We start from the raw sequence: 25,961 nt of genomic DNA, 5'->3' as shown, positions 1-25,961 counted from the left end.
ACTCCTACAAATATTATGGAACTTTCGCGAATGATAAGCAACCTAACGTGATGAAAGTTGAATGGTTTAAAAAAACAAACGCAACAAAAAGCAAGCACGCAGAAAACCAATTGTGCGTACTTGCTCTATACTCTGATAATAACTTTATCTCGCAACAGATGTCCGACAGTACGCTATCCTGCTAATACATCCATACATTTACAGCTTCACCCGTTGGAGACGCAGTGCATTCAGCACGACCGAAACAGAGCTAAATGCCATGGCTGCTCCCGCCAACCATGGGGCAAGGAAGCCCAAAGCGGCAATCGGAATACCGATCACGTTATAACCGAGCGCCCAAAACAGATTTTGCCGTATGTTTGTCATGGTCCGGCGGCTCATTTCGATCGCATCAGGAATGCTGTTCAGGTTGCCACGCATGAGGGTAATATCCGCCGCCTCCATTGCCACATCCGTTCCCGTGCCCATCGCCATCCCAATATTAGCAGTAGCCAGCGCAGGCGCATCGTTAATACCATCCCCAACCATAGCTACGATCATGCCCTGCTCCTGAAGCCGTTTCACTTCTTCAGCCTTTCCTTCAGGCAGCACCTCCGCCAGCACTCGTTCAATTCCAGCCTCGGCGGCAACAGCCCGCGCAGTCCGTTCATTGTCACCCGTAATCATGATCACTTCAATGTTCATCGCGCGCAGACGGGTAACTGCCTCCCGTGACGTTTCTTTAATCGTATCCGCCACGGCCACCAATCCAGCATAGGCACCATCCACAGCAACAAGCATCGCGGTTTTCCCTGCGCTTTCCAGCTCATTCATATGCTGCTCAGCTGAGTCATCTATCGCGATGCCTTCCCTGCTCATCAATCGGCGTGTACCCGCCAATACCTGCTTACCTTCCACATGCGCCTTCACACCATAACCCGGAATATTTTCAAAATCTGTCGGTCCTACTAGCTCAATGCCTCGATCTGCAATCCCCTTTACAATGGCTTCCGCCAGCGGATGCTCCGAGCTTTTTTCTGCCGCACCGAGCAAACGCAGCAAATCCTTTTCAGCCAAGCCGCTTGCTCCAACCATAACATCCGTCAGCTCTGGCTTGCCATTCGTAACTGTACCTGTCTTATCCAACACCACTGCGTTGACTGAACGGGTCATCTCCAAATGCTCGCCGCCCTTGAACAGAATACCGTATTCAGCGGCACGTCCCGATCCTGCCATAATAGACGTTGGGGTTGCCAATCCGAGCGCACAAGGGCAAGCAATGACGAGAACTGCAATCATTTTCTCCAGTGAGCCTGCAAAATCAGTCGGCGTCACAAGGAAAAACCAGACGATAAAGGCCAACACAGCGATAACAACAACAATGGGGACAAAAATACCGGAAATCTGATCCGCAATCCGCTGAATCGGAGCCTTGGAGTTTTGCGCATCTTCCACGACCTTAATAATACGGGCCAACGCCGTATCACCACCCACACGCTCAGCCTGGATACGTAGTACCCCGTTTTTATTGAGCGTCGCCCCTGTAACTGCGGAACCTGCTTCTTTTTCAACCGGAAGACTCTCACCACTTAACATGGATTCGTCCACTGCCGAACGTCCGTCCACGACCACACCATCGACAGGAATTTTCTCGCCGGGTCGTACAATAAAGATATCCTTCACACGTACCTGTTCGATCGGTATATCAAGCTCTTGTCCATCACGTACTACACGTGCCGTCGTTGCCTGTAGACTCATCAGGCTCTTGATCGCCTCGGACGAACGCCCTTTGGCTACCGCTTCGAACCATTTACCAACCAAAATAAGCGTAATTAGCACCGCGCTTGTCTCGTAATACAGCTCTGGCATGGTCATGACAGGCATTCCCGCCATTCCCTCCATGACATCAGACGGACGCAGAGTAAGGTACAAGCTGTAAAAATAAGCCGCAGATGTACCCAGTGCAACTAACACATCCATATTCGAACTGCCGTTACGAAGCGCTTTGTACGCGCCCACATAAAACTGCCAACCAATGACGAACTGAATCGGCGTTGTCAGCACTAGTTGGAACCATGGATTCAAGAACAGTTCTGGCACATAAATCCATGATGTAAAGGAAAAATGAGCCACCATTGCCCACAACAACGGAAATGACAGCACTGCAGACACAATCCACTTCCATTTTTTACGATGGATATCCTTACTGCGCACATCCGCAATATTGTCCTCAGCGCTCTGCGGAATCGCTCCGTAGCCTAGCTGTTCAATCTTGCTCACCAGATCACCAACCGCAATACTCCCAGCTGCATATTCCACATGAGCTGTTTCCATCGCCAAATTTACCGTGGCACCTGTTACACCAGGCATCCGATTCAATCCCTTTTCAATCCGGGTTGCACAGGCCGCGCAAGTCATGCCCGTCACATTCAGATTGGCTTCTTCACTTACAGTTCCAAACCCAAGAGAAGCAATTTTATCGCGAAACTCAGGGATCTCCACCTGCTTGGGATCATAGGATATCGACGCCTGCTCCAAAGCCAAATTCACATTAGCCTGTGCCACACCATCTATTCGATTTAAACCTTTCTCAATACGGCTTGCGCAGGCGGCACAGGACATCCCCGTAATATGAAGCGTTGTCTGCTTGTCACCGTCGGTCGCACGGTTTTCCATGATAACCCTCCTCCTATACCCCAGTGGGGTATATCATATCCAAAAAGAAAAAGCTTCTAATATGGAAGCTTCTCCTTCGAAACAAGTCTGTTCACACATAAAGCATCTTCAGCTTAAACAACGTCATAGCCTTGGTCTTCAATGGCTGTTTTCAGAGCTTCAACGTTCAGCTTGGACTCGTCATACTCTACATTCACTTGTTTCGTTTCGAGGCTGACCTTGCCGGTAGCGCCAACTTTCTCCAAAGCCCCTTCTACTGCTTTCACGCAATGATTGCAGCTCATGCCTTCTACGTTCAATGTAACTTGTGCCATTTTCTTTTCCTCCTCAGGGGGTACTTTATGCACCCGATTATGTGTATGGGTATTACTTTTAGCGGATTAGCTTCTTGACCGTAACCAGCAGCTCGTCAATCACTTCCTGCTCTCCTGCCTGCATGCGCTCAATGACACAGCTTTTCATATGCCCTTCCAGCAGCAGCTTGCCGACACCATTCAGCGCGGACTGGACAGCCGCAATCTGGTTCAGTACATCGTCACAGTAGGTATCCTTCTCAATCAAGCCCTTAATTCCGCGAACCTGACCTTCAATACGGTTCAACCGGGATACGAGGCTGTTCTTGAACTCTGCCGAATGATGACTTTTTCTAACTGTCTTTTCCCCGTCTGTTCCACAGTGATTCTCATGGACTTCAGTGTGGGAAACAGGTTGCTCCTCAGCCATACATCAGCCTCCTGTGTGGTGTATATATGCATTTATGCATTTGTTATATCCTTATCATAATATACCCCCATGGGGTATGTCAACATTCTAGAAAAATGTCACTTTTTCGCCCTATTTTAAGCCTTCGCGCGTGCTTCCTTAGCAAGTACGACAAAGCTTAATAGCGCTCCAACCTCGGCTATAGCTATAACGACCGCCATCGGTACGGGGGTTGTTCCACTCCCCAAGCCTACTAGCGGTGAAGCGATGGAGCCAAGTAATAGAGGCAACAAACCAAGCATGGCGGACGCACTGCCTGCGGAGCGCTGTTGACTCTGCATTGCCAATGAAGTCGTCGTTGTACTCACAATCCCTACGCAGGAAACGACAAAAAACAGAGGAACTAAAACAGCAAACAATTGGCCTCCGGTAAAGGCTACAGTAAGCAAGCTAATTCCGGCTACAGCCGCAATTACCAGACCCGACAAGAGTAACTGTCGTTCGCTGAAGCGACCCACGAGTCTACCCGTCAACTGCGAAAACAGTACAATCCCCAAACCATTCACTGCAAAAATGATGCTATACGTCTGAGGAGAAACCCCGAAAATATCCTGAAGCACGAATGGTGAGCCAGCGATATACGCGAACATCGCTCCTGTAATCAGCGCCTGTGAGAAGGCATAGCCCATAAAGCGTCGATCGGCAAACAAGTGACCGAGTGTTCCTAGCGTCTGCTTCAAGCCACCGGATGAGCGGCGGTTAGTTGGCAACGTTTCTGGCAAACCCAATACGACGGCAATCAGCATAGCCACGCCGACTACACAAAGCACCATGAATACACCACGCCAGGAAACAAAGTTCAAAATGACACCGCCCAGTACTGGTGCAGCGATGGGTGCCACGCCGTTCACCAGCATAAGTAGTGAGAAAAAACGTGTCAACTCTTTGCCCGAGTATAGATCACGGGCTACAGCTCTGGAAATCACGATCCCCGCCGACCCCGTAAGCCCTTGAATAAAGCGAAGCACAATGAGCATACCGATATTCGGCGCAAACACACATAACAGCGAAGCAGCAGCGTACAGAATGAGCGAGATCACCAGCGGTCCTCTGCGACCCCTTACGTCGCTAAGCGGACCAGCAACGATCTGGCCAACGGCCAGTCCCAACAGACAGGCGGTTAAACTAAGCTGCGCCAGCGAAGTGGTCGTATGCAAATTGTCGGCTAATGTAGGCAGCGACGGCAAATACATATCTATGGACAACGGCCCGAAAGCACTCAATGCACCCAGGACAAAGGCGATCCATAATATTCGCGATTTGGTCATATCTGCGGCAACCATAACAGTATTGGATAACCGGTTCATAATAATAATCATCCTTTTCAAAAAAATATAAATAATTACTTCAATGTATCATGATATCACTCATTTCGTCTGGCTTCGAATAATTACACGCTAATCCGCAATTTTTTTTCAAAACTGCTATATATCAGGCAGGAATTTACCAATTTCAGGTCGAATTATACGGTAACCAAAACAAAAAATTTGTGGAATCTGGAGAATGATAATGGTCTATGATGGAGTGCTACTAGGTCTCATTGTAGGTCTGTTCAGAGGAGGCTGGCGGCAAGGTCTGATCCGTTTCAGTCAAATTCGCCTTATAGCCGGCTGGATGTTCCCCGTGCTGCTGCTGGTACAATTCATTATTTTTTATTTCCAGGAAAAGTGGGCTTGGCTGGCAGCCATTAACGGGTATCTATTTATGGGAGTCTACGTGGTTGGATTGATATTTCTCTGGTTGAACAGACATCATAAGGGATTCAAGCTTATTATAATCGGCGTATTGATGAATTTTATCGTTATGGCGGTGAATGGCGGCAGGATGCCGGTCTCGTTGAGCGCTTCGGAGGTGCTGGGTCCCTATTATACAGATATGCTTAAATCCGGAAGTGTCATCTCGAAACATTACATGATGGATGCGAGCACGCGTCTATCATTGCTTGGTGACATTATTCCTCTCTCCAAGCCCTATCCCCGCACGCAGGTAATTAGTATTGGAGATGTTGTCATGAATTTCGGGATGTTCCTGTTTATCCAAAGCATTATGGTCGTGAAGAGAACTAAGGATAAGCAGCAAGAAACCAATCCCCGCCACGCCTAGTGCACACCTTATTCCAAGGAAGGGAGGGAACCCTATGAAAAACTTGAAATACTCCCGTGTGATTATCAATGCTATTATCGTAGCTTCTGTCATAATTGCTTTGACTTCCGGTTACAAAATCGGGGGCTAGTCACCGATAAGAAAAAAAGGAAGCACAGGCTCAACAAAACAGGCTGGATTCCGGCCTGTTTTTTCATGTGAAATTTTCGATTACAAAATTGTAAATTATCCCATTCACCCCTGGTAGCTTTGACATCAAGATACGACAAGGCAGGAGAAGAAATGATGAGTATAATAAAAAAGCTGCAAGAACGGGTTACCGCGACGGGAATATATGTGTTTTTCATATGTTTGGCAGGCGTGATCGTCCTCCTGTATACGAACCAATGGTCCTTTTTGCACTATACGACAACAGAGTGGGTCACGATCTATTCCCTATTGGGAGCAGTTCTGATTCTGGAGCATTTTACATTCCAGCTACCACCGGCCAGTAACAAGCAGTCCATGGATTCCTCCGTGTATCTGGCTTGTATTTTTGTGCATGGCACCGAAATTGCTATTCTGATTTTGTTGTTAAATGTAATCATTGCCATGTTCCGGCACACAGAGCTGTCCTGGTGGAAGCATACCGTCAATTTTTCCATTTACGCCCTTTCCATTTTCCTGTCTTCAACAGTATTTGAACTAAGCGGCGGAACGCAGGGAGCTTTAAACCAAGATCATTTCGCTTCCTACCTGCTGGCGTTGATTTGCTACTTTGCGGTGAACACCATCACACTGGGCATCTACTTTTATATCGCATACAAAGGGTCCTTCAATGAGCTTAAACAGGCTTTTTTGGCTGAATCCCTGCTCGTATACTTATGTACACTCATTCTGTCTTTGGTATTGACTACACTGATTTATAACAACGGCATTTTAGGACTTTTGCTGTTCCTTGGGCTAAGCATGCTCCTGTCTCACGCATTCAAGCAAATGTTCACGCTGTATCGGGAAATCGAAGAAAAAGCGAACATGGATCGCAGAACAGGGCTATACAATCACAGCTACTTTGAAAATACACTTGAAGCTGAATTGAATATATCCCGATCCGAGAATACTCCTCTCAGTCTGGCGCTGATTGATATTGATGATTTCAAAAAATACAATGATCATTTCGGTCATCTTAAAGGCGATCAGCTACTGGGATTTCTCGGTGAGTTTCTTAAGAAGGAAACCTCCGGCACCCACATCACCGTATCCCGCTACGGTGGAGAAGAATTTACTCTGCTTATGCCCGAGCATACCGCTGAACAAGCATATGAAACAGTCAATGCTATTCGAAAAAGATTAAATGATTCTCGTTATGAGGGTGTTGAAATTTTTCCGCATGGCTGTCTGTCCTTCTCCGCAGGTATTGCACAAAGTCGCATTGACATCTACGACAAGTCACAGCTGGTCGATCTGGCGGATAAAGCCCTGTACTACGCCAAGAAACAGGGCAAAAACATCGTTCATACGCACGGAAGTTTAAATGAAGTGGAGCGCGAGGTCGATCTGGGGCAGGATATTCGCGATCTTGAGCAGCAGCTTAATTTGTTCTTGTACAAGGATATTAACACTTTCAAGCATTCCAAGCGGGTTTTCAGATATGCAGCAGACATGAGCGATGTACTTCAGCTCGGACCGGAGGATAAGCGGCGTTTCATACTAGGTGCCCTCATTCATGACATTGGTAAACTGGAGATTCCCTGGAATATCCTCAATAAAAAAGAGAAACTGTCCGGTGAGGAATGGCAGATGGTGCAAGCGCATGTCATGTGGGGCAAACGTATTGTCGAAGCCAACGAACGATTCATAGATTTGGTTCCTTTTGTGGAGCTGCATCATGAACGTTATGACGGAGGAGGCTATCCGTTTGGCTTTAAGGGCGAGCAAATTCCACGTTTATGTCGGATGCTGACGATCATCGACTCTTTTGACGCGATGACAACCGAGCGCCCCTATCAACCCACCAAAACGTTCGAGGAGGCCATTGAAGAACTACGTGCCTGCTCGGGTAGCCAATTCGATCCCAAACTAACGGCTATTTTTATCCATTATATTCAACATAAGCAATCTGCTTTCACGGATCTCATGGAAACAGGGCTCTAGTTCCTTCATAGGCTCTTCCTCTTTGCCCCTAGCGTGGTTGAAATCGTCCTGAATTCAACCACGCTAGGGGTTTTCATATGATTGGCATTTTGTATAATGCTTATTATTTCAAATTTCATATAAATGTCATAATTCGCTCCATCTATTCACGCTATATGCACTATGATTAAGATAGGAAGGGGTTTGTCCGTATAAAATGTTACAAATGGGGATATCCTCGCTTCAAGTAATCGAGAGAAGGTGACTTCACAGGCATGTTGTACCTGTCCAGACCAGCCCGTGTGGCTTGTCTTTTATTGCTGTGTCTCCCCCTTCTGATCCTGTTTCCTCACTCTTCGTGGGCTCATGCATTTGTCATTGAATCCAGTCCGACCGAAAATCAGGTTTTGGACAAGTCGCCTTCTCAGGTGACCATCACCTTCAATGAAGATTTGCAATCTGCCTTCATGTCGATCAAAGTGACCGATGAAACAGGCAAGCGGGTCGACACAGGAAAAGCACAGCTTGACCCGAATCACAAATCCACCATGGAAATCCAATTGATTCCAGGGATGAAAAATGGAATTTACTCCGTCAATTGGAGAGCTTTATCCGCAGACGGACATCCGGTTAATGGAGTTATTCCATTTCAAGTAGGCAGCGGTTCCAATGCGCCTACCCATCAAGCTGCCGCATCTGAAGGCTCAGGGACATCACGAATCGACTTAATCGCTGTCCGTTGGTTTCTTTACATAGGACTATCGCTGCTTTTTGGAGCGATTTGTTTCCGGCTGTTCATCTTACCGAGCATAAGCCAAGACAAGAATCGAAGTGAACAGCATAAGCAAAATCAGCGGCCCTTTGAAACATTGCCCCGCTGGACTAAGTTGCTATGGAGCGGCTACGGCATAACGTCTGCCGCCATTCTGATCAGCCTGCCACTTCAGGCTTCATGGGATGCCGGGGTTTCCATCAGGGAGGGCTTCTCATTCCCGATTCTGGGAGAAGCTCTCCAGTTTACTGGAGCCGGACAAATTTGGTTTATCCAGATGATTCTCGTGCTACTCCTAAGCGTAACGCTGATTTACGCGCTGGATCACAGCATTTCGAATCGCCAGCGCCGTCTTTGGGGCTACAGCTCAGCTCTCCTAACGCTATGCCTCATGCTGTCCAAAGCCTTTGTCGGCCATCCGGCAGCGGCTACGCATCCAGCTCCAGCCATTGCGGCGGACTTCGTCCATCTCGCGGCAGCAGCCTTTTGGATCGGCTCACTTGCCGTCATGGTCGTGTGCCTGCCTGTTGCCGGAGCAGAGTTGCCCGTATCCGAGCGGGCAACTCTGCGACAAGCCGCCTTGCGCCGCTTCGCCGGCTGGGGCATTGCGATGGTGGCAGCGTTACTCGCCACCGGTATATATGGAGCCGTGCTGTACATTCCGGCTCCCTCCATGCTGCTGAACACGTCCTATGGACTCGTTCTGCTCGGCAAAGCAGCGCTGCTGCTAGTCATGCTGGTCTTCGCGGCCAGCCAGTTCCGCAGCGCACGGCAAGCGGCGGCGAGCAAGCGAGCCGCTGGGGGATTGCGTGCCGAGTTGTCCGTCGGCCTGCTCGTGATGCTGTTGACCGCGGTGCTCACTCACCTGTCACCCGGCCAGGCACCTGCTGTACCGTTTGAGGAGACTCGCACTACGGGCGAATATAACGTTACACTGGCAGTCAGCCCCAATGCTGTGGGCAGCAATGAATTTAAGGTATCCGTTCAGGATAGCAAGGGTGCTGCCGTTTCGGGAATCCAGCAGGTCACGTTAACGCTCACTCCAGCGGACCCTGACCAAGATCAACAGGAATTTGTTCTGCCCGTAAAGCAACAACAACCATTCCGCAGTCAGGAATTGATGACCTCCGAAGGAACATGGGCGGTAAAAGTACATGCTCTGACGGCATCACTCGATGCGGTTGATGCTGAATTTACCCTGCATGTAGGCGGTAAAAAATAATTATTTTATACTTAAAAGGAGCGAAATGAATATGAATACAACGATTCAAACAGCAAAATCCAGATTTTCCAGGTTTGCAACCTCTGTGGGTCTAATTGCGGCGGGTGCCTTACTTTTTGCAGGCATGGCCAGTGCACATGTGACAGTTAAGCCTTCTATTTCACAACCTAATGCATGGGAAACGTACACATTGAAAGTACCCGTGGAAAAAAACATTCCAACCACCAAAGTCGCCTTGAAAATTCCGAAAGAGGTCGTTTTCAAACAATACGAGCCTGTACCGAATTGGAAGGTAGCCACCGAAAAAGACAGCTCTGGCAAAGTAACCACCGTAACCTGGACGACTGAAAAAGACGGCATTCAAGCGGGTCAGTATCAGCGTTTCAGCTTTGTAGCGCAAAATGCAGACCAGAATACCGCAGCAGCCTGGGACGCCTTCCAATATTATAGTGACGGAAGTATTGTGGAATGGACAGGCGACGAAGGAAGTAACAACCCTCATTCCATTACCGAAATCACGGCAGATGCCACGTCCGCAACTCCTGCCCCTGCCGCAGACAGCGGACACGATTCGACGGGTACGGCAGCAGGCCACGCGAGCACAGATACGACTAAAGATAGCAGCAGTCCCGCACCTGCTTCGAACAATGCTGTAGAAGCTGCCCCTGCTGCTTCTGCTCCTGCCAGCTCTACTACACAAACGACAGCACTCGTCCTCTCGATCATTGCAGTCGTTCTTGGTGCCGCAGCTGTCGGCATTGCACTCAAGCGCCGCAAGTAATCTGGGTTACGTATAAAGTTAAGATCGTTTTAAAAAGAAAAAGCTGACACCTAGTTAAAGGGGTCAGCTTTTTTGTATGAAAGAACACGATTAATATTCAGCTTTAATACATACTCAGATTCATCTCATCCTATTATTTCACATTCACCTTTCTATCATTTTTTTGGTAAAATGGTAGATACCTCACGATTCTAACATGATAGCATTGCAATCTATTGAGCATAGGAGATCATAGGATGAAAATCGTAAATAAGGCTCTGTTATCTAGCGCTATTTTCCTGAGTACCGCAGCGGGCATCTATAGCCCCTTGGCACAAGCCGAGACCGGCAAGATCAGCATTATGCTGGACGGATATCCATTACCGTTCCCCGTACAACCTGCCATGATGAACGGCACGACCATGGTTCCCTTTCGCGCTATTTCTGAGGCTCTCGGCATTACAGTGAAATGGGATCAAGCGAGCCAAAGCATCACTGCTACCAAAGCGCAAGGCTCTGCTACCAAACAGGTGGTTCTAAAGATGGGTAGCCGCAATGCCACAGTGGACGGACAAACGGTTCAACTAACAGCCGCTCCGCAAACCGTGCACGGCAGCACCATGATTCCGCTGGGCTTTTTCGGGCAGCAGTTTGGAGCCACGGTGAACTGGAACCAGGGAACACGGACGGTCTCCATTACATCGCCACGTGAAGCTATGTATACAGTAGGCTTCTATGCGCTGTCTTCCTTTGACCAAAAATCCAAAATACCGGATTTTAACGCAGTTGCCTTCGGCTGGAGTCGAATTGATACGAACGGACAATTTACGACAAACGGCAAAGAATACAAATGGCCTCAAGCCGCTGGAACCGTAACGCCGGAGTCCATTGTGCAGGAGGCAGACAGCCAGGGGACTTCCCCTTACCTGATGGTCTATTCCGGAGATGGCAATCACGAACTGACCAAGGTTTTGGAAAATGCGCAGCTTCAAGAACAAACCATTTCCCAAATCGTCAGTACCGCCACCGACAAACAATTTAAAGGCATTACGCTAGATCTGGAAGGATTGGGCTGGAGCGGCGATAAAGCCAAAGCGCGTTCAGACTACAACGCCTTTATTCAAAAGTTATCGGCCAAAGCGCATCAGGCTGGACTCAAGCTCACCGTCGTTCTACATCCGCTGAACAGCTCTTACTCTGGCTATGACTACAAAACGCTGGGCAATCTGGCGGACGATCTGATCATCATGGCCTATGATTACGGACAAAAGGCTACGCCTGAGCCTTTGGATAAAGTGGACGAAGCCATACAACTGGCCTTGAAGGAAACCTCGCGGGACAAGCTCATTTTGGGGATTTCGATGGGTAGTGAAAAAGATAGCACCGTTAACGCCAAGATCGGTTTAGCCAAACGTTATGACCTCAAAGGAATCGCTATCTGGCGCTTGGGCATCATTGGAGAAACGGCCTGGGCGCAGATGAACGAAGCCATCGAGTTTAAATAAGTGTACATTTTATCTAAATAACCCAGACCTTATTCCGCCCGCTAATGATTTCTTATGCGTCTTCTATGAAATCATTTGGCGGGCTTTCTTCATGCCCTTTAACAAAAGTGCTTGCCTGATTTGGAAGTTGTCGTCACAGGCTCGCAACCCTGTTCTCCATAGAAGATCCCCCAGTCTCTCATAAAATCCAGCAACGGCCTTAACGTATCTCCCAACGGGGTAAGCGAGTATTCCACACGCGGTGGGTTCTCATTATAAATTTCACGGTGCACAATGCCATCTCTCTCCAGTTCACGCAACTGCAAGGTTAGCATCCGCTGTGTAATATTAGGCAAGGTCCGTCGAATTTCGTTATAGCGCCGCGGTCCTGTCGTCAAATGATACAAGATGACTCCCTTCCACTTGCCGCCTATAACCCCGACGGTTTTCGCTACCGGACATCCAAAATTAACGCTAACTGCATGTTCCATCTCCTGTGCCATGTATACCCCTTCTTTCTGTAGAATGTGTAAACCAATAGCCCCAGACGCATGACAAGGAACAAATATGTGCGTACTTGTTCCCTGCAAAAACTTTCTATATGATAACTATATATTCGATATCAGCTCTCATTATAGTAGCAGAAAACCCATAGAGTACCAACTAAACCCATATCAAAAGGAGTACATTTTATGTCTAATACATCAGCTAAAAAACAGGAAATTCTGGACGCCTTTCTGTTCAGGCACGCCACGAAAGAATTCGATCCCAATCGCATCATACCAGAAGAGGATTTTCAGTTCATTCTCGAAACCGGGCGACTTTCTCCAAGCTCCGTTGGTTTTGAACCATGGCAGTTTGTAGTTGTACAAAATCAGGCATTGAGAGAAAAGCTGGCTGCAGTTTCCAGCGGCGGTCAAAAGCAGATTCCTGCGGCTAGCCACGTCGTCCTGATTTTGGCGCGCAAGGATGTTCGTTATGATTCTCCTTACGTGGAGTATATGTATAAAGAGGTTAAAGGTATGTCTGAGGAGGACTTTGCCTCACTGCCAGGCCGCTATAAGATTTTCCAGGGTGAAAATCAACGCTTACTGGAAAACGAACGTACGTTATTTGACTGGGCTTCCAAGCAAACCTACATTGCCTTAGGCAATATGATGACAGCGGCGGCTCAGATCGGTATTGATTCCTGTCCAATTGAGGGCTTTAACTACGATCAGGTGCATGCCATTTTGGAGGAAGAAGGACTGCTAGAAAACGGGCTGCTCGATATTTCAGTCATTGCTGCCTTCGGTTATCGCGCTCATGAACCCAAGCGGGAAAAATCCAGACAACCGCTGGAAAAGGTCACCCGCTGGATTCTGTAATCTAATATCCCGAGTCTCTCCCCCAAGCACTGAACACTGAAGCATCAAAAAAGCGGGCTTGCGGCACTTCATCTGAATGATGAACATACCGCAGCCCGTCTTTTTTAGGTCACTTCGATCTCTATTAAAATACCCTTGGAAGCCAGGTTATCCAGGCACTCCTTCATATACTCATCGTCATGCTCCACATATGCACCCGCGCCTGCCAGTTCCTCACCCAGCTCCGCCTCCCAAGGCTCACACTGCTTACCGCGATACAACGGCTGTTCCCATAGTGGATCAACATTGTACCCTCTGCTTTTCATTTCGTCCATAATGAGCCTATGATAGCGCACCAGCAGCATTGGGTGATAATCGAACACATAATTCACGGTGGCGTGTGGCTTGCCCCACCCATTCCCGCGCAGGGCACAGCACTCACGATGTTGCCCCAGCAGTTGCGGACGGGGTAACCTGTCGATTAAATGTTCATGCCAAAGCCTCATGCTTCCACAACCCTATCTGTAGCTTTTTCTGGTCTATTGGATTAGCATACGGATACCTGTCAGCACAATGCCGATCAGGAAGCCTGTAACTGCGCCGTTAATACGTATCCACTGCAAATCCTGTCCCAGTTTGTCCTCCATCAGTGCAATCAGGGATTTGTTATCCATTTTGTCTACATTTTCGCGTACCAAGTTACCAATTCGACTATGGTTGGCTTCCACCAGTCCAGTAATACCTTCCACAATTCGCACATTGATCTTGTCCAGCAGCTCGGTATTCCCTCTTAAATCAGTCAGCATCCGATCCAATAGCGGTAAAATATAGGTCTGCACATAGCTTCCGTCTTCCATGTAGTCCAATAAGCGTATACGCAGTTCTTCCATTTTGCCCAGCACTGACGCATCGCCTTCCCAGGCTTCAACAAGGCTATCCTTCCAGCCGTTCAACCCTTCCTGAACCGTATCTTTCGTCGCCAATCGGGTCACCTGTGTTCTCAGACCATCCAGCACGGCCTGGCGGCGCGGGTGCTCTTCCCTTTGCAGTTCTGCTACCTGATCCAGCAGGAAATGACGAATCATTTCACCCATACGCTCTTCGTTCAGATAGCCTAGGAATGCGTTCAAGGCAAACTGCATCAGCCCGCTCACCTGCAAACCACTAACAGCCTGCATCCCTAAGGTGCCCAGCGTATAACCCGTTTCGGGTCGCAAAAGCCAGGACTCTGCTTGCTCCAGCGTGTAATCCAGTGCGCGGCGATCATAGCCCTTCTCGCTGGTCTGACGAGCAAGCGCCTCTAGCAGCGGTCCGGTGTCAAAGTCAGTCACCTGCCGCTTGAGCTCTGCCACGATGACCGGAGCCAATTCCGCGAGCGGGAGCGACTGGACGAGACGCTTGGCAAGAACATCTATGGATGCCGCCGCCTCCGGCGTGCGCATTCCTTTTTCCGCACCGCCCAGTACCAAATCGGCCAAACGAATATCTGCAATTTTAGACGCAATGCTGTCTTTGTTTAGCAGGTTATTTTCCACGGTACTCACCAATGCATTCGTGAGCTTGTCCCTATTTTTAGGAAGTAGCGCCGTATGTGGTATCGGAATGCCTAGCGGATGACGGAACAAAGCAGTGACAGCGAACCAGTCTGCCAGTCCCCCTACAAGTCCTGCCTCAAAAGCTCCGGCTAATAAACGAGCCCAGCCATATTGCTGGAAGGGCAATGTGGCTGCAAAGCCTGCCCCTAGAATAACGAGCGACCAAGCCGCTGCGGTTTTCGTACTTTTTGGTTTTCCCATCCTGTAATCCTCCAAACTGACTGTCGAGTAAGTAAAGCACTATACCTGTATTACCCATCATATCATTGCCCGTGTCATTTCCAAAGTTGAAAGCACTTTTGATGAAACGCGCAAGGGCACTTTTTGCGTAATTTTTTATGCATATATCTCTCTTTTTTACATTCATGTTTGTGAACAAAATCACAGTACTGGGCCCAAACTCTTATTTTCAATAATAAGCCTTACGAACCATTTTAACAAAACCAAGTCCCAATTTTTTTAAACCGAAAGGAGAAGTGAACAAGAAAGTTGAATGGGCATAAGATACCTTTTTTCAGTACCATTTTGGTATTTGACCTCAGAAAGGATTTGAATCCATGATAACCCCAGATTCTTTCAACAGCATTCGACTTTTTCATATGGATTATCAGATTAAATATCCATAAAAAGCGAGACTCCCATAAAGCTCACACACATAATTTGATATATAGACATATTTGTTGTGATAAAATAAACTTTTATAAATAGGAAATCATGTTTAATCAGCCATTATATATTGGTAAATCAAACCAAGATATGCTAGATAAAATTGCTTTTTTGTAAAGGAATTGAATATGACAACAGACCAAAAAAACAACGTGGGCCTCTGGAATGGCGATCCGGTCGTAATTGTACGCACTCCCTCCGCTTTTGCCAAGCAATCCCTTTTATATATCCAGGAATTAGGCTACTTTCAAAAAAATTCTGCTTTTACGATGGAAAGGAAAGAACTTGCCTCTTTTTTGCTTGTCTTTACGTTGTCTGGTAAGGGAGAATTACTGTACCGGGACAAGAAATATATCATAAAACCTCAAGATTTGTTCTTTATTAATTGCGAGGAATATGTTCAATACAGCACCTCCGGTCATGAATCCTGGGAGTATATCAGCCTGTACCTGTATGGCAACCTGATCGAAAATTTTTACGAACAATTTGCCAAGCATAATAAACCGGTCATTTCCATGCATAATCCGCATATTATATTGGATAAGCTCCATGCTCTGATTTGCGGGCAGTCTGACAGAAGTCTTTCCGCTGAGCTGCTAACGTCCAGGCTCATTGGTGAAATACTAATGTGCATTTTGCAACATCCCTATGATCATCCGCATGTGAATGCTGAAACCCTCAGCGAAGTACGCCGGGTACAGCAATATTTGGATCAGTCCTACTGTGAGCGAATAACACTGGACTCGCTGGCAGACATGTTTGAATTAAACAAGTTTAATCTGGCTAAAAATTTCAAAAAGCAGATCGGTTTCTCTCCGATTGATTATCTCATTAATGTCCGTATCACAGCCGCTCAAAGCTGGCTTAAAACCAGTGACATGTCCATTGTGGATATCGCAAGGTACGTAGGGATTCCCAATACGAGCCATTTTATTAACCTATTCAAGGAGCATGTAGGAGAAACACCTCATTCCTTCCGCAAAAAATGGGGGAACCGTTCCAAGTTGTAAATGAGAGGTTACATGAAATCAGTTTGATAGATGATAGACGCACAAGCTATTCAAGTTAATGGCAAAACTGTCGAAAGGCAGTGACGCAAAACTATAGGGCCTTCCTATCCGGATGGCAGCCAGCTACCAGATGAACGAGCTTTTTATTATGTCTTTTTTACATAGATCCATCACAAATTGCTATGCCTCTCTCGAAGAAAGCCCTGATCGCTATGATCAGGGCTTTTTTTCTATTGGGATAGTCATGTCTGCCTAGCATGCTGAATATACTAATTTCGAACGAAGCATTGCCATATTACGATGAATAGGAGAATCACTTGGAGCATGAGAACAAAAATAAATGTAATGATCATTGCCTTATTGCTCATTGTCCAAAGCTTTTTCAGCGCAACGCTGGCTTACGCAGATGCTCCAGCCCCAGAACTGCCGCAGAGTGCTGTATCTGATCCTACACCTACCGTTACAGATGCTGTATACGTTGTCCCAAACCTTGAACCTCCTGGGGAGATTCCTTCAAACACGGTCCCCTTCGTTCAAGGAGCAGTCAGTTCAAAGTCTCAACATGATGCAGCTCCGCAGAGCATACTAACGAAGTTGAACCTGACCGACGAAACAGGGCGTGTCATTGATGCGGTATATAGTCCCGGCAGCCAATTCGACATCGGATCAGCCATCCAACTAGGATATGAATGGGAGCTTCCTGACAATACCTATAAGTCAGGGGACACCTTCACCTTTCATTTACCAGAACAGTTTGTCATCTACACTGATATCTCATCTCCGTTAGTCACTACCGATGGAACCGTGGGATACTTCACAGTAGATCGTCAGGGCAAGGTTATCATGACCTTTAACCAATATGTAGAGAATCACTCCAATGTCAGCGGCAAACTACAAGTTAAAACCGAGTTTACGAAAGAAACGGTGAAAGGCAGTACAGAGATCATCATTGCGATTCCGATCAAAGGCGGGGTACAAACGGTCATCGTGAATGTAAAACCCCAGTCAGGGCCAACCCTAAGCAAACAAGGGAAAATAGAGGGCACCAATCAGATCGACTGGACCATTGATGTGAACAAACAACTAAACACCGTAAAGCATGCCCTCATCACCGATCCAATTCCTTCAGGGCTGGAACTCAGAAGAGACTCTATCCGGCTCTATCATCTACAAGTCAATATCGACGGCTCGACCGTTGTTCGAGACCTAGTGAATGCAAGTGAATATGCCATTGAAGCAGATCAAGCCGGGACAGGGTTTGTGATTCGTTTTCAAGACGATAGCATTAACACGGCCTATCAGATTCAATATTCCACGCGTATTATTGGCGATAAAACTCGTTTCTCCAACACAGCAACGCTTTCAGGAGATGCGATAGAGAACGTTGTTGCTACCGCTACTGTTCAGGTGGAACGTGGTGAATTTTTGTCCAAAAAGGTTGAAAAATATGATCATGCCACACAAACACTCTCGTGGGCCATAAGATATAACTTCAGCGAGACAAAAATCCCCGAAGCCAAAGCTCTTTTAATTGATCATTTCAATAAAACTCAAGAATTGCTGCCCGGTTCTTTGAAAGTATTTAAGGGAAACACACTGGAGGAGCTCCCATCGTGGGCGTATACTGTCATCCCAGTTGATTATCCGGACCGCAACGGCTTCAAACTTCAATTCAACTTCGACGTAGATTCAGCCTATACCATCCGATACCAGACTCAAGCCAGAGGCCGTGTCTATGATAATGGAAAAGTTATAAACATCATAACCTCGGATGGAACGCAGAAGATTGTATCGACGGAAATCATAAGCGGAGTTATGACTAAAATGTATGACACACCCAATTACAACACCAAAATCATACCTTGGGTGATTACCATCAATACAGACTTGTACATCATGAAAAATATTGTCATTCAGGATGTGTTTCCAAACGGGGGCTTGGCTTTGTTACCGGACACCCTGAAAATTCAAAGTGTTGACGGAACAACGGAGCTACGTGCGCCCACGGATTATGAGCTGGTTCCGCTATCACAGGACTATAAACAAGGATTTACGCTCATTTTTCATAAAGCCATTCAGAAGGCTTATACAATCAAGTATTCAACCACCTATAATAATGACTGGAAAACGGATACGACGAAGCCCGAGTTTCGTAATAAATCCCATATAGAATACCAGTTTGAAGACGGAGAAAGATCATCGCAAGGAGTGGAGTGCCCGATCTGGCCGGACTTTATGACACAACGAAACGGTGCCAAGCAAGGAAGCTATAATGCAACCTCCAAGCTCATTACCTGGGACATTAAAGCTAACTACAATCGCAAGATCCTGAATCACGCGGAAGTGAGAGACCCCTTGTTGCAAGGTCAGAAGTTACTGCCCGCCTCCGTAAAGGTATACGATATGACCTTGCTGGGATGGTGGGATGGCGTACAAAAAGGGGCTGAAATCCCAGCAGATCAATACACCATTATTCCTCCCTCCGAGCAAAATGGTAATGAATTGCGTATCCAGTTCAAGGAGCAAATACAGACTCCCTACTGGATTACCTTTCAAACTTCATTGGAAGGAGAACTGATTGAAAAAGAAATCCACAATCAAGCCCTTCTACTGGATGGACAAAAAACAGTCTCTGAATGGGCAGCGCAAGTCGCGGTACCTCATGGCGGAGAATATGTATCTAAAGTCGGTACACAAAATGGAAATAAGATCGATTGGAGCATCCGCATCAATGAAGGACAGTCCCATGTATCTAACGCTAAAATTATAGATCAGCCTAGCAACAATCAAATCCTAATTGAGGATTCCTTTCATTTGTACTCTACAATAATCGCTGCCAACGGAAATACCACCAAAAGCACCGAGTTTATTAGAAACCAAGATTACAAGCTGTATATCAAGACAGACGCTCAAGGCCAGCAAACTTTTGAAGTTACTTTTGCCAAGGATATTTCCACTGCTTTTATACTTGAATACCAATCGTTCATTCATGCTGAAGACAAAGCCAAGGTGAGTAATAAGGTTGCCTTTGAGGGGGATCGCTTGACGACAGAGATGCGGGAAACCAGCCAGGAAATCATCGTGCGAACGTCTTCCGGCTCCGGTTCTGGCGGGGGTGTGACCGAAAGTCTTGAGCTGACCAAGGTAGATCAGGATATGCCTGACAAGGTACTGCCTGGCGCACAGTTTGCGCTCTATGATAAAGGTCAAAAAAGAGCCCCGCTCATTCAGACCACCAATGCGGAAGGCAAAATCATCTTTTCCTCCTTGCTTCATGACGATTACATCTTGGAAGAATTGGCAGCACCGGAGGGCTATAAAGTCACCGAGGGCAAGCTCGAGATCAAAATAGACGCAACACTGCGGCAAAGCTCTGGCGTAAAGAGGGTTGTGATCACCAATCGTAAAGAAAAGAAAAACGAACCAGGAACGCCTACTCATCCAGACCCTTCACCCCCGTCCGGAGGCTCAGGTAAAAAACATGATAAAGATCCGGAAATACCCGATACTCCGTCTATAACCGTTCCTCCGTCATTGCCAAAGTCTCCGGAGGACATAGTCCCTCCACAGGAGGAACCTGCGCCTATACCGCCGGAGCCGGAGCCGCCAGCCGTCATGCCTCATCAAGATCCTCCTCCTCCGGTGGATTCGAAAGACGATCCCGAACCTAAGATCCGTCTCAAGGTTCCGGGAAAAGAACCTGAAGATCCGGAGGATACACCTGCGGTACACCAATTGCCCCAAACAGGTGAAGGCAGCCCCGTTCCGTTCTATTTGACAGGCATAGCGATGGTTATGTGGGGCGTATTTTTGAAATTCACACGAACAAACAAAAAATAAAACCGATCACCTGCCCTGATCTCCCGACTCATTCCCGATTGGAATGAGTCGGGAATGGGGCATTTTTCAAAAAATATGTATAATCCGTACTTTGCTTAGGGGAGGCGAGATTGCTGAGTCTGCGTAAACTTTCCTACGTATTTATTGTGTTAGGCTTACTTTTTATTTTGTTTCCTAAAGCGACAGAATGGAATGAGGATCAGGAACAAAGCAAGCTATTAAAAGCAGCAGAGCTACCATCTGGAAAAAGCGACGCGCTATGGCCCCCCAGTCTTACGGACAGCTATGCTCGCTTGTCCACTCGTCTTACAGAAGTTCCGGTTAGTGAAGCACGACAAAATACTTCCCCATCCCCTGCTCCCATGGTAAGCGCTAATGAACAAACTCCCATAGCCACTATTAGTATAAGTCGTATTGCTTTAAAGCTCCCTGTATTGGAAGGCGCAACGAGGATAAATATGAGACACGCGGCTGTACATATGCCGGAAACGGGGACGCTGGGACAAGCAGGGAATGCCGCCATTGCTGCTCATCGAGCCCGTACCTCTGGACGTTTATTTAATCGTCTAAATGAATTGAAGATCGGGGATAAGATTATTGTTAACGCTCGGGGTAACCAATATGTATATAGCGTTTATAGCCTGAAGGTGGTCGATCCTACGGACGTGTCTGTTCTGAAAAGCTTCAAAAAACAAAAGCTGCTTACACTGATTACATGTGACCCTCTCGTAAACCCCACCCATCGTCTCATTGTTCAGGCGAAACTAAGCACCTAAAGCTATTTTAAAGCCCTATTTCTATGAGTAAACATAAATCAGGCGGGCCATTCCTGTTCATTACAGAAATACACCCGCCAATGCTCACATCATGATTCAGTTGGATTCTTGGCAATCAGCTTGAAATCATCAAAGTGGAATCCTGGTGCAACCACACAGGTTACCAGCACGGGCTCATCCCCAAGCGGACGTGCCGTTTGCCATACTGCTCCTGGAACGAGTGCTTGGGGATGCTGTCCTGCCTCCACATCCGCACCGACGATAATCACAGTTTCTTCACCAGGCTCTTCTCCGCTTCCACCCAATTTCAACTCTACAGGGCTTCCGCTATGATATAACCACAGCTCATCAGAATGGACCACATGCCACTCGGAGAACTCACCCGGATGCAGCAAGAAATACGTAGACGAAGCTGCAAAGCGCGGACCGGAATACACATCCGGCAGTACAGGCTTCGGAATTTGGAAATGGGCCTTCCACATCTCTTTGTACCAGCCGCCTTCTGGATGGGGCTCCATGCCCAATGCCGTTACTAGCGGTGAAATAGCTTTCGTCATTGTCTAACCTTCCTTTACCCTAAATTCCTTCTTCCCTACTGTAAAACATAGCGTTGCTTTTGTCACGTTTCTCCCTTGGCATGTCGAGGATCAATAGTTTATGTCAAATTTAATAACATAAAATTACGGATATTTATTCGTTTTCAACATATAAATAACAGTTTACTAGCAAAAAACACACCGAAATACATTACACGTAAAGTTTAGTGACATAAAATCTTGTTTTTTATTGTAAGCTTATAGTATCATGAGAGAAATTTTTAAATTCTAATAGAGCTTGATCATGTCAATCCGTCTACTAAGCTATGTATCCAAGCCTAAAAAGGGGTGAGCTCTCTGATCCAGTTTCGCAACGTCAACAAGCATTACGGTCACTTCCATGTACTCAAAGACATTAATCTTCAGATTAAGGAGGGCGAGGTCGTCGTAATCATCGGTCCCTCCGGCTCGGGTAAAAGCACCCTGCTTCGCTGCATCAATCGTCTGGAAACGATATCGGATGGGGAGCTGATCGTTAACGAGATCCCTGTACATGACAAAAAGATTGATATCAATGCCTTCCGCCGCAATATCGGGATGGTGTTCCAACATTTCAATCTGTATCCCCACAAAAAGGTGATTGAAAACATTGTACTGGCACCTATGAAGGTACTGGGCATCTCGAAAGAAGAAGCTACTCAAACAGCCATCACCTATCTAAAGCGCGTCGGAATCGAAGAAAAGGCACAGAGCTACCCCGCTCAATTGTCCGGTGGACAGCAGCAGCGGGTCGCGATCGCCCGCGGGCTCGCGATGAATCCAAAAATTATGTTGTTTGACGAGCCTACTTCAGCACTTGATCCCGAAACGATCGGAGAGGTACTGGATGTTATGCGCTCGCTCGCCCATCAGGGCATCACAATGGTCATTGTCACTCATGAAATGGGCTTTGCACGTGAAGTGGCGGACCGCGTGATTTTTATGGACAAAGGACAAATTTTGGAAGACAGCCAACCTGTCGAATTTTTTCAGAATCCGGGTGAAGAACGGGCTCGCCTGTTCCTGAGCCGTCTGATTCATCATTAATAGACTACCAATGCAGCGTAAATCGAAAGGGGAATGTTCTGATGAGAAAAAGATTTCAATGGAGTACTTTGGTGCTGGTAGCTTTATCTTGTCTGCTCGTCTTGGCAGGCTGTGGAGGCAAAGAAGGAGCGGCAACGTCGGGGAATGAGCCGGCAGCAGCCAACGGGCTGGAAGCGATCAAACAGCGTGGCAAACTGGTCGTTGGTGTGAAATACGATACCAAGCTGTTCGGACTGAAAGACCCGGCTAGCGGAAAAGTAGAGGGCTTTGATATCGACATCGCCAAGGCTGTAGCCAAACATATTTTTGGCGATGAAACCAAACTTGAACTAAAAGAAGTCACGTCCAAAACACGAATTACCTTATTGCAAAATGGGGACATCGACGCCATTATCGCGACGATGACCATTTCGGACGAACGTAAAAAGCAGGTTGATTTCAGCGACGTCTATTTTAACGCCGGGCAATCTCTGCTTGTGAAAAAAGGGAGCCCCATCACCGGGCTGGAGTCTCTGACCTCGAATACCAAGGTGCTCGCCGTGAAAGGCTCTACCTCCGCCAAAAATATCCGTGAAAAAGCACCTGAAGCAACGATATTGGAATTCGAAAACTATCAGGATGCTTTCAACGCCCTCAAAGCAAGTAAAGGAGAAGCCTTGACTACTGATAACTCTATTCTGCTCGGCATGCAGCAGCAAGACCCGAATTATACTCTTGTAGGCGGGAACTTCACAGAGGAACCTTACGGCATCGCAGTGAAGAAGGGGCAAACCGAACTGCTACAAGCTATTAATGATACGCTCAAGGAACTGAAAAGCAACGGTGAATACGATAAGCTCCACGAGCAATGGCTTGGGGTTAAACCCGAATAGTATTCTTGTGAAGGAGCCGCGATTGCGAGCTCCTTCCTTTCTTAAGTCTGGATAAGGAGGTAAATTCGCAGATGCTTACTTTTGATATCAACGTACTTTTCGATCATAGCGACCGTTTCAGAGAAGGCTTGCTTCATACCGTTCAAGCTAGTGTCATTGCCTTGATCGGAAGCTTTATTCTGGGGGCTATTATTGCCATCCTCCGAATTGCGCCTTTTAAATGGCTGAACTGGATTGGTACCGTCTATGTAGAGGTCATCCGCAATATCCCATTGCTGATCGTCGTACTGTTTTTTTATCTCGGGCTTCCTACTTTGGGCATCCCTTTGGACGGATTCGTATCTGGAACGCTCGGATTGACTGTATACACAGCCTCCTTTATTGCTGAAGCAATACGTGCCGGCATTCAATCTGTGCCCAAGGGGCAATTTGAAGCGGCAAGGTCCTCCGGGTTGAGTTACAACCAGACGATGATCAGCATTATTTTACCGCAAGCCATCAAAATTGTACTGCCTGCGATCGGCAACCAATTCATTAATCTGGTCAAAAACTCTTCCGTGCTGGCTATTGTGGCCGGACTGGACCTAATGTATTACTCGGACCTCATTAACTCGGATACCTTCCTGCCCATCACAGTCTACGCCATCACGGCGCTGTTGTATCTTATCTTGACGGTTCCGCTTAGCTTTCTTGTACTTTATATGGAACGGCGTCTGTCCAAAACATCCTAAGGAGGGAAGCCCGTATGGATTTCGGTGGATTGTTTGTGTGGCCTAATGTGCGTTTTATACTGGAGGGCTTCCTGCTCACACTGGAGGTTGCTATTTACTCTATCGTGTTCAGCTTCGTTCTTGGTATCTTATTCGGCATTCTGCGCTATACCCGCTTACCTGTTATTTCACAGGTTGCAGCCTTTATCATTGATCTCATTCGCAATCTTCCATTATTGCTCATTATTTTCTTCATCGGCATGGTTTTACCATCCATCGGAATTTCGATTTCCCTCAAGTGGGCAGCCATTACAGGCCTGTCGATCTTCGAGGGAGCCATGATCGCCGAGATTGTGCGCAGCGGTCTGAATTCGGTCCATAAAGGACAGGTGGAAGCCGCACGTTCCTCCGGTTTAAGCTATTCTCAAACCTTATGGCATATCATTCTGCCCCAAGCGCTTCGTCGCATGGTGCCCCCGATTGTCAGCCAGTTCATTTCCCTATTCAAGGATACCTCACTGGCTGTCATTATCAGTTTGCCGGAGCTGACGCATAACATTCAGATTGTCGGTGGGCAAAATCAATCTTTTGTCATTCCAGCCCTGCTGTTCGCAGCTTTCCTGTACTTTGCTGTCAATTACAGTATGTCACTGATTGCACGCAGGCTGGAAGTTCGTACACATTAAAGCTCCTGATACTCATCAGGGTTGCCACTAGTTGGAACGCACTGTTAGTACAGCTTGTATCTTTTCAATCAATCGCTTCAACGCTTCTCCCTGATAACGGCCAGACTGATAAATCAACTCTAGCTGACCCTGGAGCACGCCGCACAAAATAGGTACAGTGCAAAATTGTGAGCGATCCAATTCTGCCGCAAGGGACTCCGTCTGTAGGGTTACGGCAAGTCCCTCCTGTACCCAGCGCAGGATTGAAGGTATGGAATTTGTCTCCAAGACGGTTGCAAAGGGATACCCACGATCACGGAAGCACTTCTCAATCAGTTTCCTGCCGGGATGACACTCTGGCTGCATCGCCCAGGGTACATGCCTCAATTCGTCCAGCGTAATGGAAGTACGGTTGGAAAACACATGCTCTACCGGAACAACAAGACAGTAGTTCTCCGTACGAAGAGGAAGCTGGACAAGCCTTTCATCCGTACCCGAATGCAGCGTAATGCCAACATCCACTCGGTTATCCAACAGCTGTTCTGTTACATCAAATGATGGATGGATGTGCAGGCTGACTTTAGGAAATGACTGATGAAAATGGATAAGCATTTCTTGCAATGGTTCCTCCAGCTCCGGTAATGCGATACCAATCCGCAAACTCCCGCGTTGCTCGGTGCGCAACTCCTCAATGGAAGCCTTTGCTTGCTGTAAATCCTTGAGCGCATGTGCACTGTGTTGCAGCAACAATTTTCCGGCATCTGTCATTTTAATTTTCTTGCCTGCACGGTCAAAAAGCGTCATGCCCAATTCCTCTTCCAACGCCTTAATTTGCAAGCTAAGCGTGGGTTGGGAGATTCCGATCTTTTCCGAAGCTTTCGTAAAATGCAGTTCCTCGCATACGGCAATGAAGTATTGAAGCTGACGTATTTCCGTCTTCCTTCTCTCCCTTCGAGAATCCCCAGAATGATTGCATTAAAAGGTCAAAA

Annotated in this window: 22 protein-coding genes, 1 pseudogene and 1 riboswitch; of the genes and pseudogenes, 13 read left to right on the top strand and 10 right to left on the bottom strand. The window is 47.2% G+C overall.

The window, feature by feature from the left end; genetic code table 11:
* Positions 1 to 198 precede the first annotated feature (198 nt).
* The 4 genes from MKX59_RS23095 to MKX59_RS23080 form a co-directional block, all read right to left on the bottom strand.
* On the bottom strand, positions 199 to 2,655 hold the full coding sequence (locus tag MKX59_RS23095; protein ID WP_028541218.1) for a heavy metal translocating P-type ATPase: 2,457 nt from the start codon (positions 2,653 to 2,655) through the stop codon (positions 199 to 201).
* A gap of 113 nt (positions 2,656 to 2,768) precedes the next feature.
* Complete coding sequence (locus tag MKX59_RS23090; protein WP_013308457.1) at positions 2,769 to 2,969, bottom strand: copper ion binding protein; 201 nt, start codon at positions 2,967 to 2,969, stop codon at positions 2,769 to 2,771.
* A 58-nt stretch (positions 2,970 to 3,027) separates the two neighbouring features.
* A complete protein-coding gene (locus MKX59_RS23085; RefSeq protein WP_013308456.1) occupies positions 3,028 to 3,378 on the bottom strand; it encodes a metal-sensitive transcriptional regulator in 351 nt (116 codons plus the stop codon).
* A 116-nt stretch (positions 3,379 to 3,494) separates the two neighbouring features.
* Complete coding sequence (locus tag MKX59_RS23080; protein ID WP_028541219.1) at positions 3,495 to 4,724, bottom strand: multidrug effflux MFS transporter; 1,230 nt, start codon at positions 4,722 to 4,724, stop codon at positions 3,495 to 3,497.
* 202 nt (positions 4,725 to 4,926) lie between these two features.
* Here MKX59_RS23080 and MKX59_RS23075 point away from each other — a divergent pair, with 202 nt between their 5' ends.
* From MKX59_RS23075 to MKX59_RS23055, 5 genes are all read left to right on the top strand, one after another.
* On the top strand, positions 4,927 to 5,520 hold the full coding sequence (locus MKX59_RS23075; RefSeq protein ID WP_025723384.1) for a DUF5317 domain-containing protein: 594 nt from the start codon (positions 4,927 to 4,929) through the stop codon (positions 5,518 to 5,520).
* 282 nt (positions 5,521 to 5,802) lie between these two features.
* Complete coding sequence (locus MKX59_RS23070; protein ID WP_081365925.1) at positions 5,803 to 7,653, top strand: bifunctional diguanylate cyclase/phosphohydrolase; 1,851 nt, start codon at positions 5,803 to 5,805, stop codon at positions 7,651 to 7,653.
* Between the two features lie 254 nt (positions 7,654 to 7,907).
* A complete protein-coding gene (locus MKX59_RS23065) occupies positions 7,908 to 9,626 on the top strand; it encodes a copper resistance CopC/CopD family protein (RefSeq protein ID WP_023986693.1) in 1,719 nt (572 codons plus the stop codon).
* Positions 9,627 to 9,657: 31 nt separating this feature from the next.
* Complete coding sequence (locus MKX59_RS23060) at positions 9,658 to 10,407, top strand: YcnI family copper-binding membrane protein (protein WP_071559430.1); 750 nt, start codon at positions 9,658 to 9,660, stop codon at positions 10,405 to 10,407.
* Between the two features lie 236 nt (positions 10,408 to 10,643).
* Positions 10,644 to 11,891 carry a stalk domain-containing protein gene (locus MKX59_RS23055; RefSeq protein WP_023986691.1) on the top strand — a complete coding sequence of 416 codons (1,248 nt, stop codon included), beginning with the start codon at positions 10,644 to 10,646 and terminating at the stop codon, positions 11,889 to 11,891.
* Between the two features lie 98 nt (positions 11,892 to 11,989).
* On the opposite strand, the gene MKX59_RS23050 is transcribed toward MKX59_RS23055, so the two are convergent.
* A complete protein-coding gene (locus tag MKX59_RS23050; RefSeq protein WP_023986690.1) occupies positions 11,990 to 12,373 on the bottom strand; it encodes a winged helix-turn-helix transcriptional regulator in 384 nt (127 codons plus the stop codon).
* 189 nt (positions 12,374 to 12,562) lie between these two features.
* Here MKX59_RS23050 and MKX59_RS23045 point away from each other — a divergent pair, with 189 nt between their 5' ends.
* Positions 12,563 to 13,237 carry an NAD(P)H-dependent oxidoreductase gene (locus MKX59_RS23045; protein ID WP_028541224.1) on the top strand — a complete coding sequence of 225 codons (675 nt, stop codon included), beginning with the start codon at positions 12,563 to 12,565 and terminating at the stop codon, positions 13,235 to 13,237.
* A 104-nt stretch (positions 13,238 to 13,341) separates the two neighbouring features.
* On the opposite strand, the gene MKX59_RS23040 is transcribed toward MKX59_RS23045, so the two are convergent.
* The gene (locus tag MKX59_RS23040; RefSeq protein ID WP_023986688.1) at positions 13,342 to 13,722 is read right to left on the bottom strand and encodes a TIGR02328 family protein; all 381 of its coding nucleotides are present in this window, start codon (positions 13,720 to 13,722) and stop codon (positions 13,342 to 13,344) included.
* A 33-nt stretch (positions 13,723 to 13,755) separates the two neighbouring features.
* Positions 13,756 to 15,012 (bottom strand): DUF445 domain-containing protein, encoded by a 1,257-nt coding sequence (locus MKX59_RS23035; RefSeq protein ID WP_340859020.1) that lies wholly within the window; start codon positions 15,010 to 15,012, stop codon positions 13,756 to 13,758.
* 593 nt (positions 15,013 to 15,605) lie between these two features.
* Here MKX59_RS23035 and MKX59_RS23030 point away from each other — a divergent pair.
* The 3 genes from MKX59_RS23030 to MKX59_RS23020 all read left to right on the top strand — a co-directional run bounded on the left by MKX59_RS23030 (position 15,606) and on the right by MKX59_RS23020 (position 21,103).
* The gene (locus MKX59_RS23030; protein ID WP_340859019.1) at positions 15,606 to 16,487 is read left to right on the top strand and encodes an AraC family transcriptional regulator; all 882 of its coding nucleotides are present in this window, start codon (positions 15,606 to 15,608) and stop codon (positions 16,485 to 16,487) included.
* Between the two features lie 50 nt (positions 16,488 to 16,537).
* A riboswitch (cyclic di-GMP riboswitch) is annotated at positions 16,538 to 16,618 on the top strand.
* 193 nt (positions 16,619 to 16,811) lie between these two features.
* Complete coding sequence (locus MKX59_RS23025; RefSeq protein ID WP_340859018.1) at positions 16,812 to 20,327, top strand: collagen binding domain-containing protein; 3,516 nt, start codon at positions 16,812 to 16,814, stop codon at positions 20,325 to 20,327.
* A gap of 110 nt (positions 20,328 to 20,437) precedes the next feature.
* On the top strand, positions 20,438 to 21,103 hold the full coding sequence (locus MKX59_RS23020) for a class D sortase (protein ID WP_071559433.1): 666 nt from the start codon (positions 20,438 to 20,440) through the stop codon (positions 21,101 to 21,103).
* 89 nt (positions 21,104 to 21,192) lie between these two features.
* On the opposite strand, the gene MKX59_RS23015 is transcribed toward MKX59_RS23020, so the two are convergent.
* Positions 21,193 to 21,660, bottom strand: a complete 468-nt coding sequence (locus MKX59_RS23015) for a cupin domain-containing protein (RefSeq protein ID WP_013308442.1) — start codon at positions 21,658 to 21,660, stop codon at positions 21,193 to 21,195.
* Between the two features lie 327 nt (positions 21,661 to 21,987).
* Here MKX59_RS23015 and MKX59_RS23010 point away from each other — a divergent pair, with 327 nt between their 5' ends.
* The 4 genes from MKX59_RS23010 (at position 21,988) to MKX59_RS22995 (ending at position 24,993) form a co-directional block, all read left to right on the top strand.
* On the top strand, positions 21,988 to 22,725 hold the full coding sequence (locus tag MKX59_RS23010; protein ID WP_028541228.1) for an amino acid ABC transporter ATP-binding protein: 738 nt from the start codon (positions 21,988 to 21,990) through the stop codon (positions 22,723 to 22,725).
* 41 nt (positions 22,726 to 22,766) lie between these two features.
* Positions 22,767 to 23,597 (top strand): transporter substrate-binding domain-containing protein, encoded by an 831-nt coding sequence (locus tag MKX59_RS23005; protein WP_071559434.1) that lies wholly within the window; start codon positions 22,767 to 22,769, stop codon positions 23,595 to 23,597.
* A gap of 71 nt (positions 23,598 to 23,668) precedes the next feature.
* Positions 23,669 to 24,328 carry an amino acid ABC transporter permease gene (locus tag MKX59_RS23000; protein WP_023986681.1) on the top strand — a complete coding sequence of 220 codons (660 nt, stop codon included), beginning with the start codon at positions 23,669 to 23,671 and terminating at the stop codon, positions 24,326 to 24,328.
* Between the two features lie 14 nt (positions 24,329 to 24,342).
* Positions 24,343 to 24,993, top strand: a complete 651-nt coding sequence (locus tag MKX59_RS22995; RefSeq protein ID WP_028541230.1) for an amino acid ABC transporter permease — start codon at positions 24,343 to 24,345, stop codon at positions 24,991 to 24,993.
* Between the two features lie 27 nt (positions 24,994 to 25,020).
* Here the strand turns inward: MKX59_RS22995 and MKX59_RS22990 are convergent, their stop codons facing one another.
* Positions 25,021 to 25,776: a LysR family transcriptional regulator substrate-binding protein gene (locus tag MKX59_RS22990; protein ID WP_256704500.1), complete on the bottom strand. Its 756-nt coding sequence runs from the start codon at positions 25,774 to 25,776 to the stop codon at positions 25,021 to 25,023.
* Positions 25,777 to 25,782: 6 nt separating this feature from the next.
* Positions 25,783 to 25,863 (bottom strand): annotated as a pseudogene (locus tag MKX59_RS22985) (LysR family transcriptional regulator); the annotation flags it as partial.
* Positions 25,864 to 25,961: the final 98 nt, after the last annotated feature.

Source organism: Paenibacillus sp. FSL R7-0340 (assembly GCF_038002205.1).
GTDB lineage: Bacteria > Bacillota > Bacilli > Paenibacillales > Paenibacillaceae > Paenibacillus > Paenibacillus polymyxa_B.
The sequence above is the reverse complement of the archived record's forward strand: the minus strand, read 5'-3'. Positions and strand labels throughout refer to the sequence as shown.

Excerpts from the sequence above, each read along its gene's own strand:
- MKX59_RS23095 (WP_028541218.1), bottom strand. The coding sequence starts at position 2,655 with ATGGAAAACCGTGCGACCGACGGTGACAAGCAGACAACGCTTCATATT.
- MKX59_RS23090 (WP_013308457.1), bottom strand. The coding sequence starts at position 2,969 with ATGGCACAAGTTACATTGAACGTAGAAGGCATGAGCTGCAATCATTGC.
- MKX59_RS23085 (WP_013308456.1), bottom strand. The coding sequence starts at position 3,378 with ATGGCTGAGGAGCAACCTGTTTCCCACACTGAAGTCCATGAGAATCAC.
- MKX59_RS23080 (WP_028541219.1), bottom strand. The coding sequence starts at position 4,724 with ATGAACCGGTTATCCAATACTGTTATGGTTGCCGCAGATATGACCAAA.
- MKX59_RS23075 (WP_025723384.1), top strand. The coding sequence starts at position 4,927 with ATGGTCTATGATGGAGTGCTACTAGGTCTCATTGTAGGTCTGTTCAGA.
- MKX59_RS23070 (WP_081365925.1), top strand. The coding sequence starts at position 5,803 with ATGATGAGTATAATAAAAAAGCTGCAAGAACGGGTTACCGCGACGGGA.
- MKX59_RS23065 (WP_023986693.1), top strand. The coding sequence starts at position 7,908 with ATGTTGTACCTGTCCAGACCAGCCCGTGTGGCTTGTCTTTTATTGCTG.
- MKX59_RS23060 (WP_071559430.1), top strand. The coding sequence starts at position 9,658 with ATGAATACAACGATTCAAACAGCAAAATCCAGATTTTCCAGGTTTGCA.
- MKX59_RS23055 (WP_023986691.1), top strand. The coding sequence starts at position 10,644 with ATGAAAATCGTAAATAAGGCTCTGTTATCTAGCGCTATTTTCCTGAGT.
- MKX59_RS23050 (WP_023986690.1), bottom strand. The coding sequence starts at position 12,373 with ATGGCACAGGAGATGGAACATGCAGTTAGCGTTAATTTTGGATGTCCG.
- MKX59_RS23045 (WP_028541224.1), top strand. The coding sequence starts at position 12,563 with ATGTCTAATACATCAGCTAAAAAACAGGAAATTCTGGACGCCTTTCTG.
- MKX59_RS23040 (WP_023986688.1), bottom strand. The coding sequence starts at position 13,722 with ATGAGGCTTTGGCATGAACATTTAATCGACAGGTTACCCCGTCCGCAA.
- MKX59_RS23035 (WP_340859020.1), bottom strand. The coding sequence starts at position 15,012 with ATGGGAAAACCAAAAAGTACGAAAACCGCAGCGGCTTGGTCGCTCGTT.
- MKX59_RS23030 (WP_340859019.1), top strand. The coding sequence starts at position 15,606 with ATGACAACAGACCAAAAAAACAACGTGGGCCTCTGGAATGGCGATCCG.
- MKX59_RS23025 (WP_340859018.1), top strand. The coding sequence starts at position 16,812 with ATGAGAACAAAAATAAATGTAATGATCATTGCCTTATTGCTCATTGTC.
- MKX59_RS23015 (WP_013308442.1), bottom strand. The coding sequence starts at position 21,660 with ATGACGAAAGCTATTTCACCGCTAGTAACGGCATTGGGCATGGAGCCC.
- MKX59_RS23005 (WP_071559434.1), top strand. The coding sequence starts at position 22,767 with ATGAGAAAAAGATTTCAATGGAGTACTTTGGTGCTGGTAGCTTTATCT.
- MKX59_RS23000 (WP_023986681.1), top strand. The coding sequence starts at position 23,669 with ATGCTTACTTTTGATATCAACGTACTTTTCGATCATAGCGACCGTTTC.
- MKX59_RS22995 (WP_028541230.1), top strand. The coding sequence starts at position 24,343 with ATGGATTTCGGTGGATTGTTTGTGTGGCCTAATGTGCGTTTTATACTG.
- MKX59_RS22990 (WP_256704500.1), bottom strand. The coding sequence starts at position 25,776 with ATGACGCTTTTTGACCGTGCAGGCAAGAAAATTAAAATGACAGATGCC.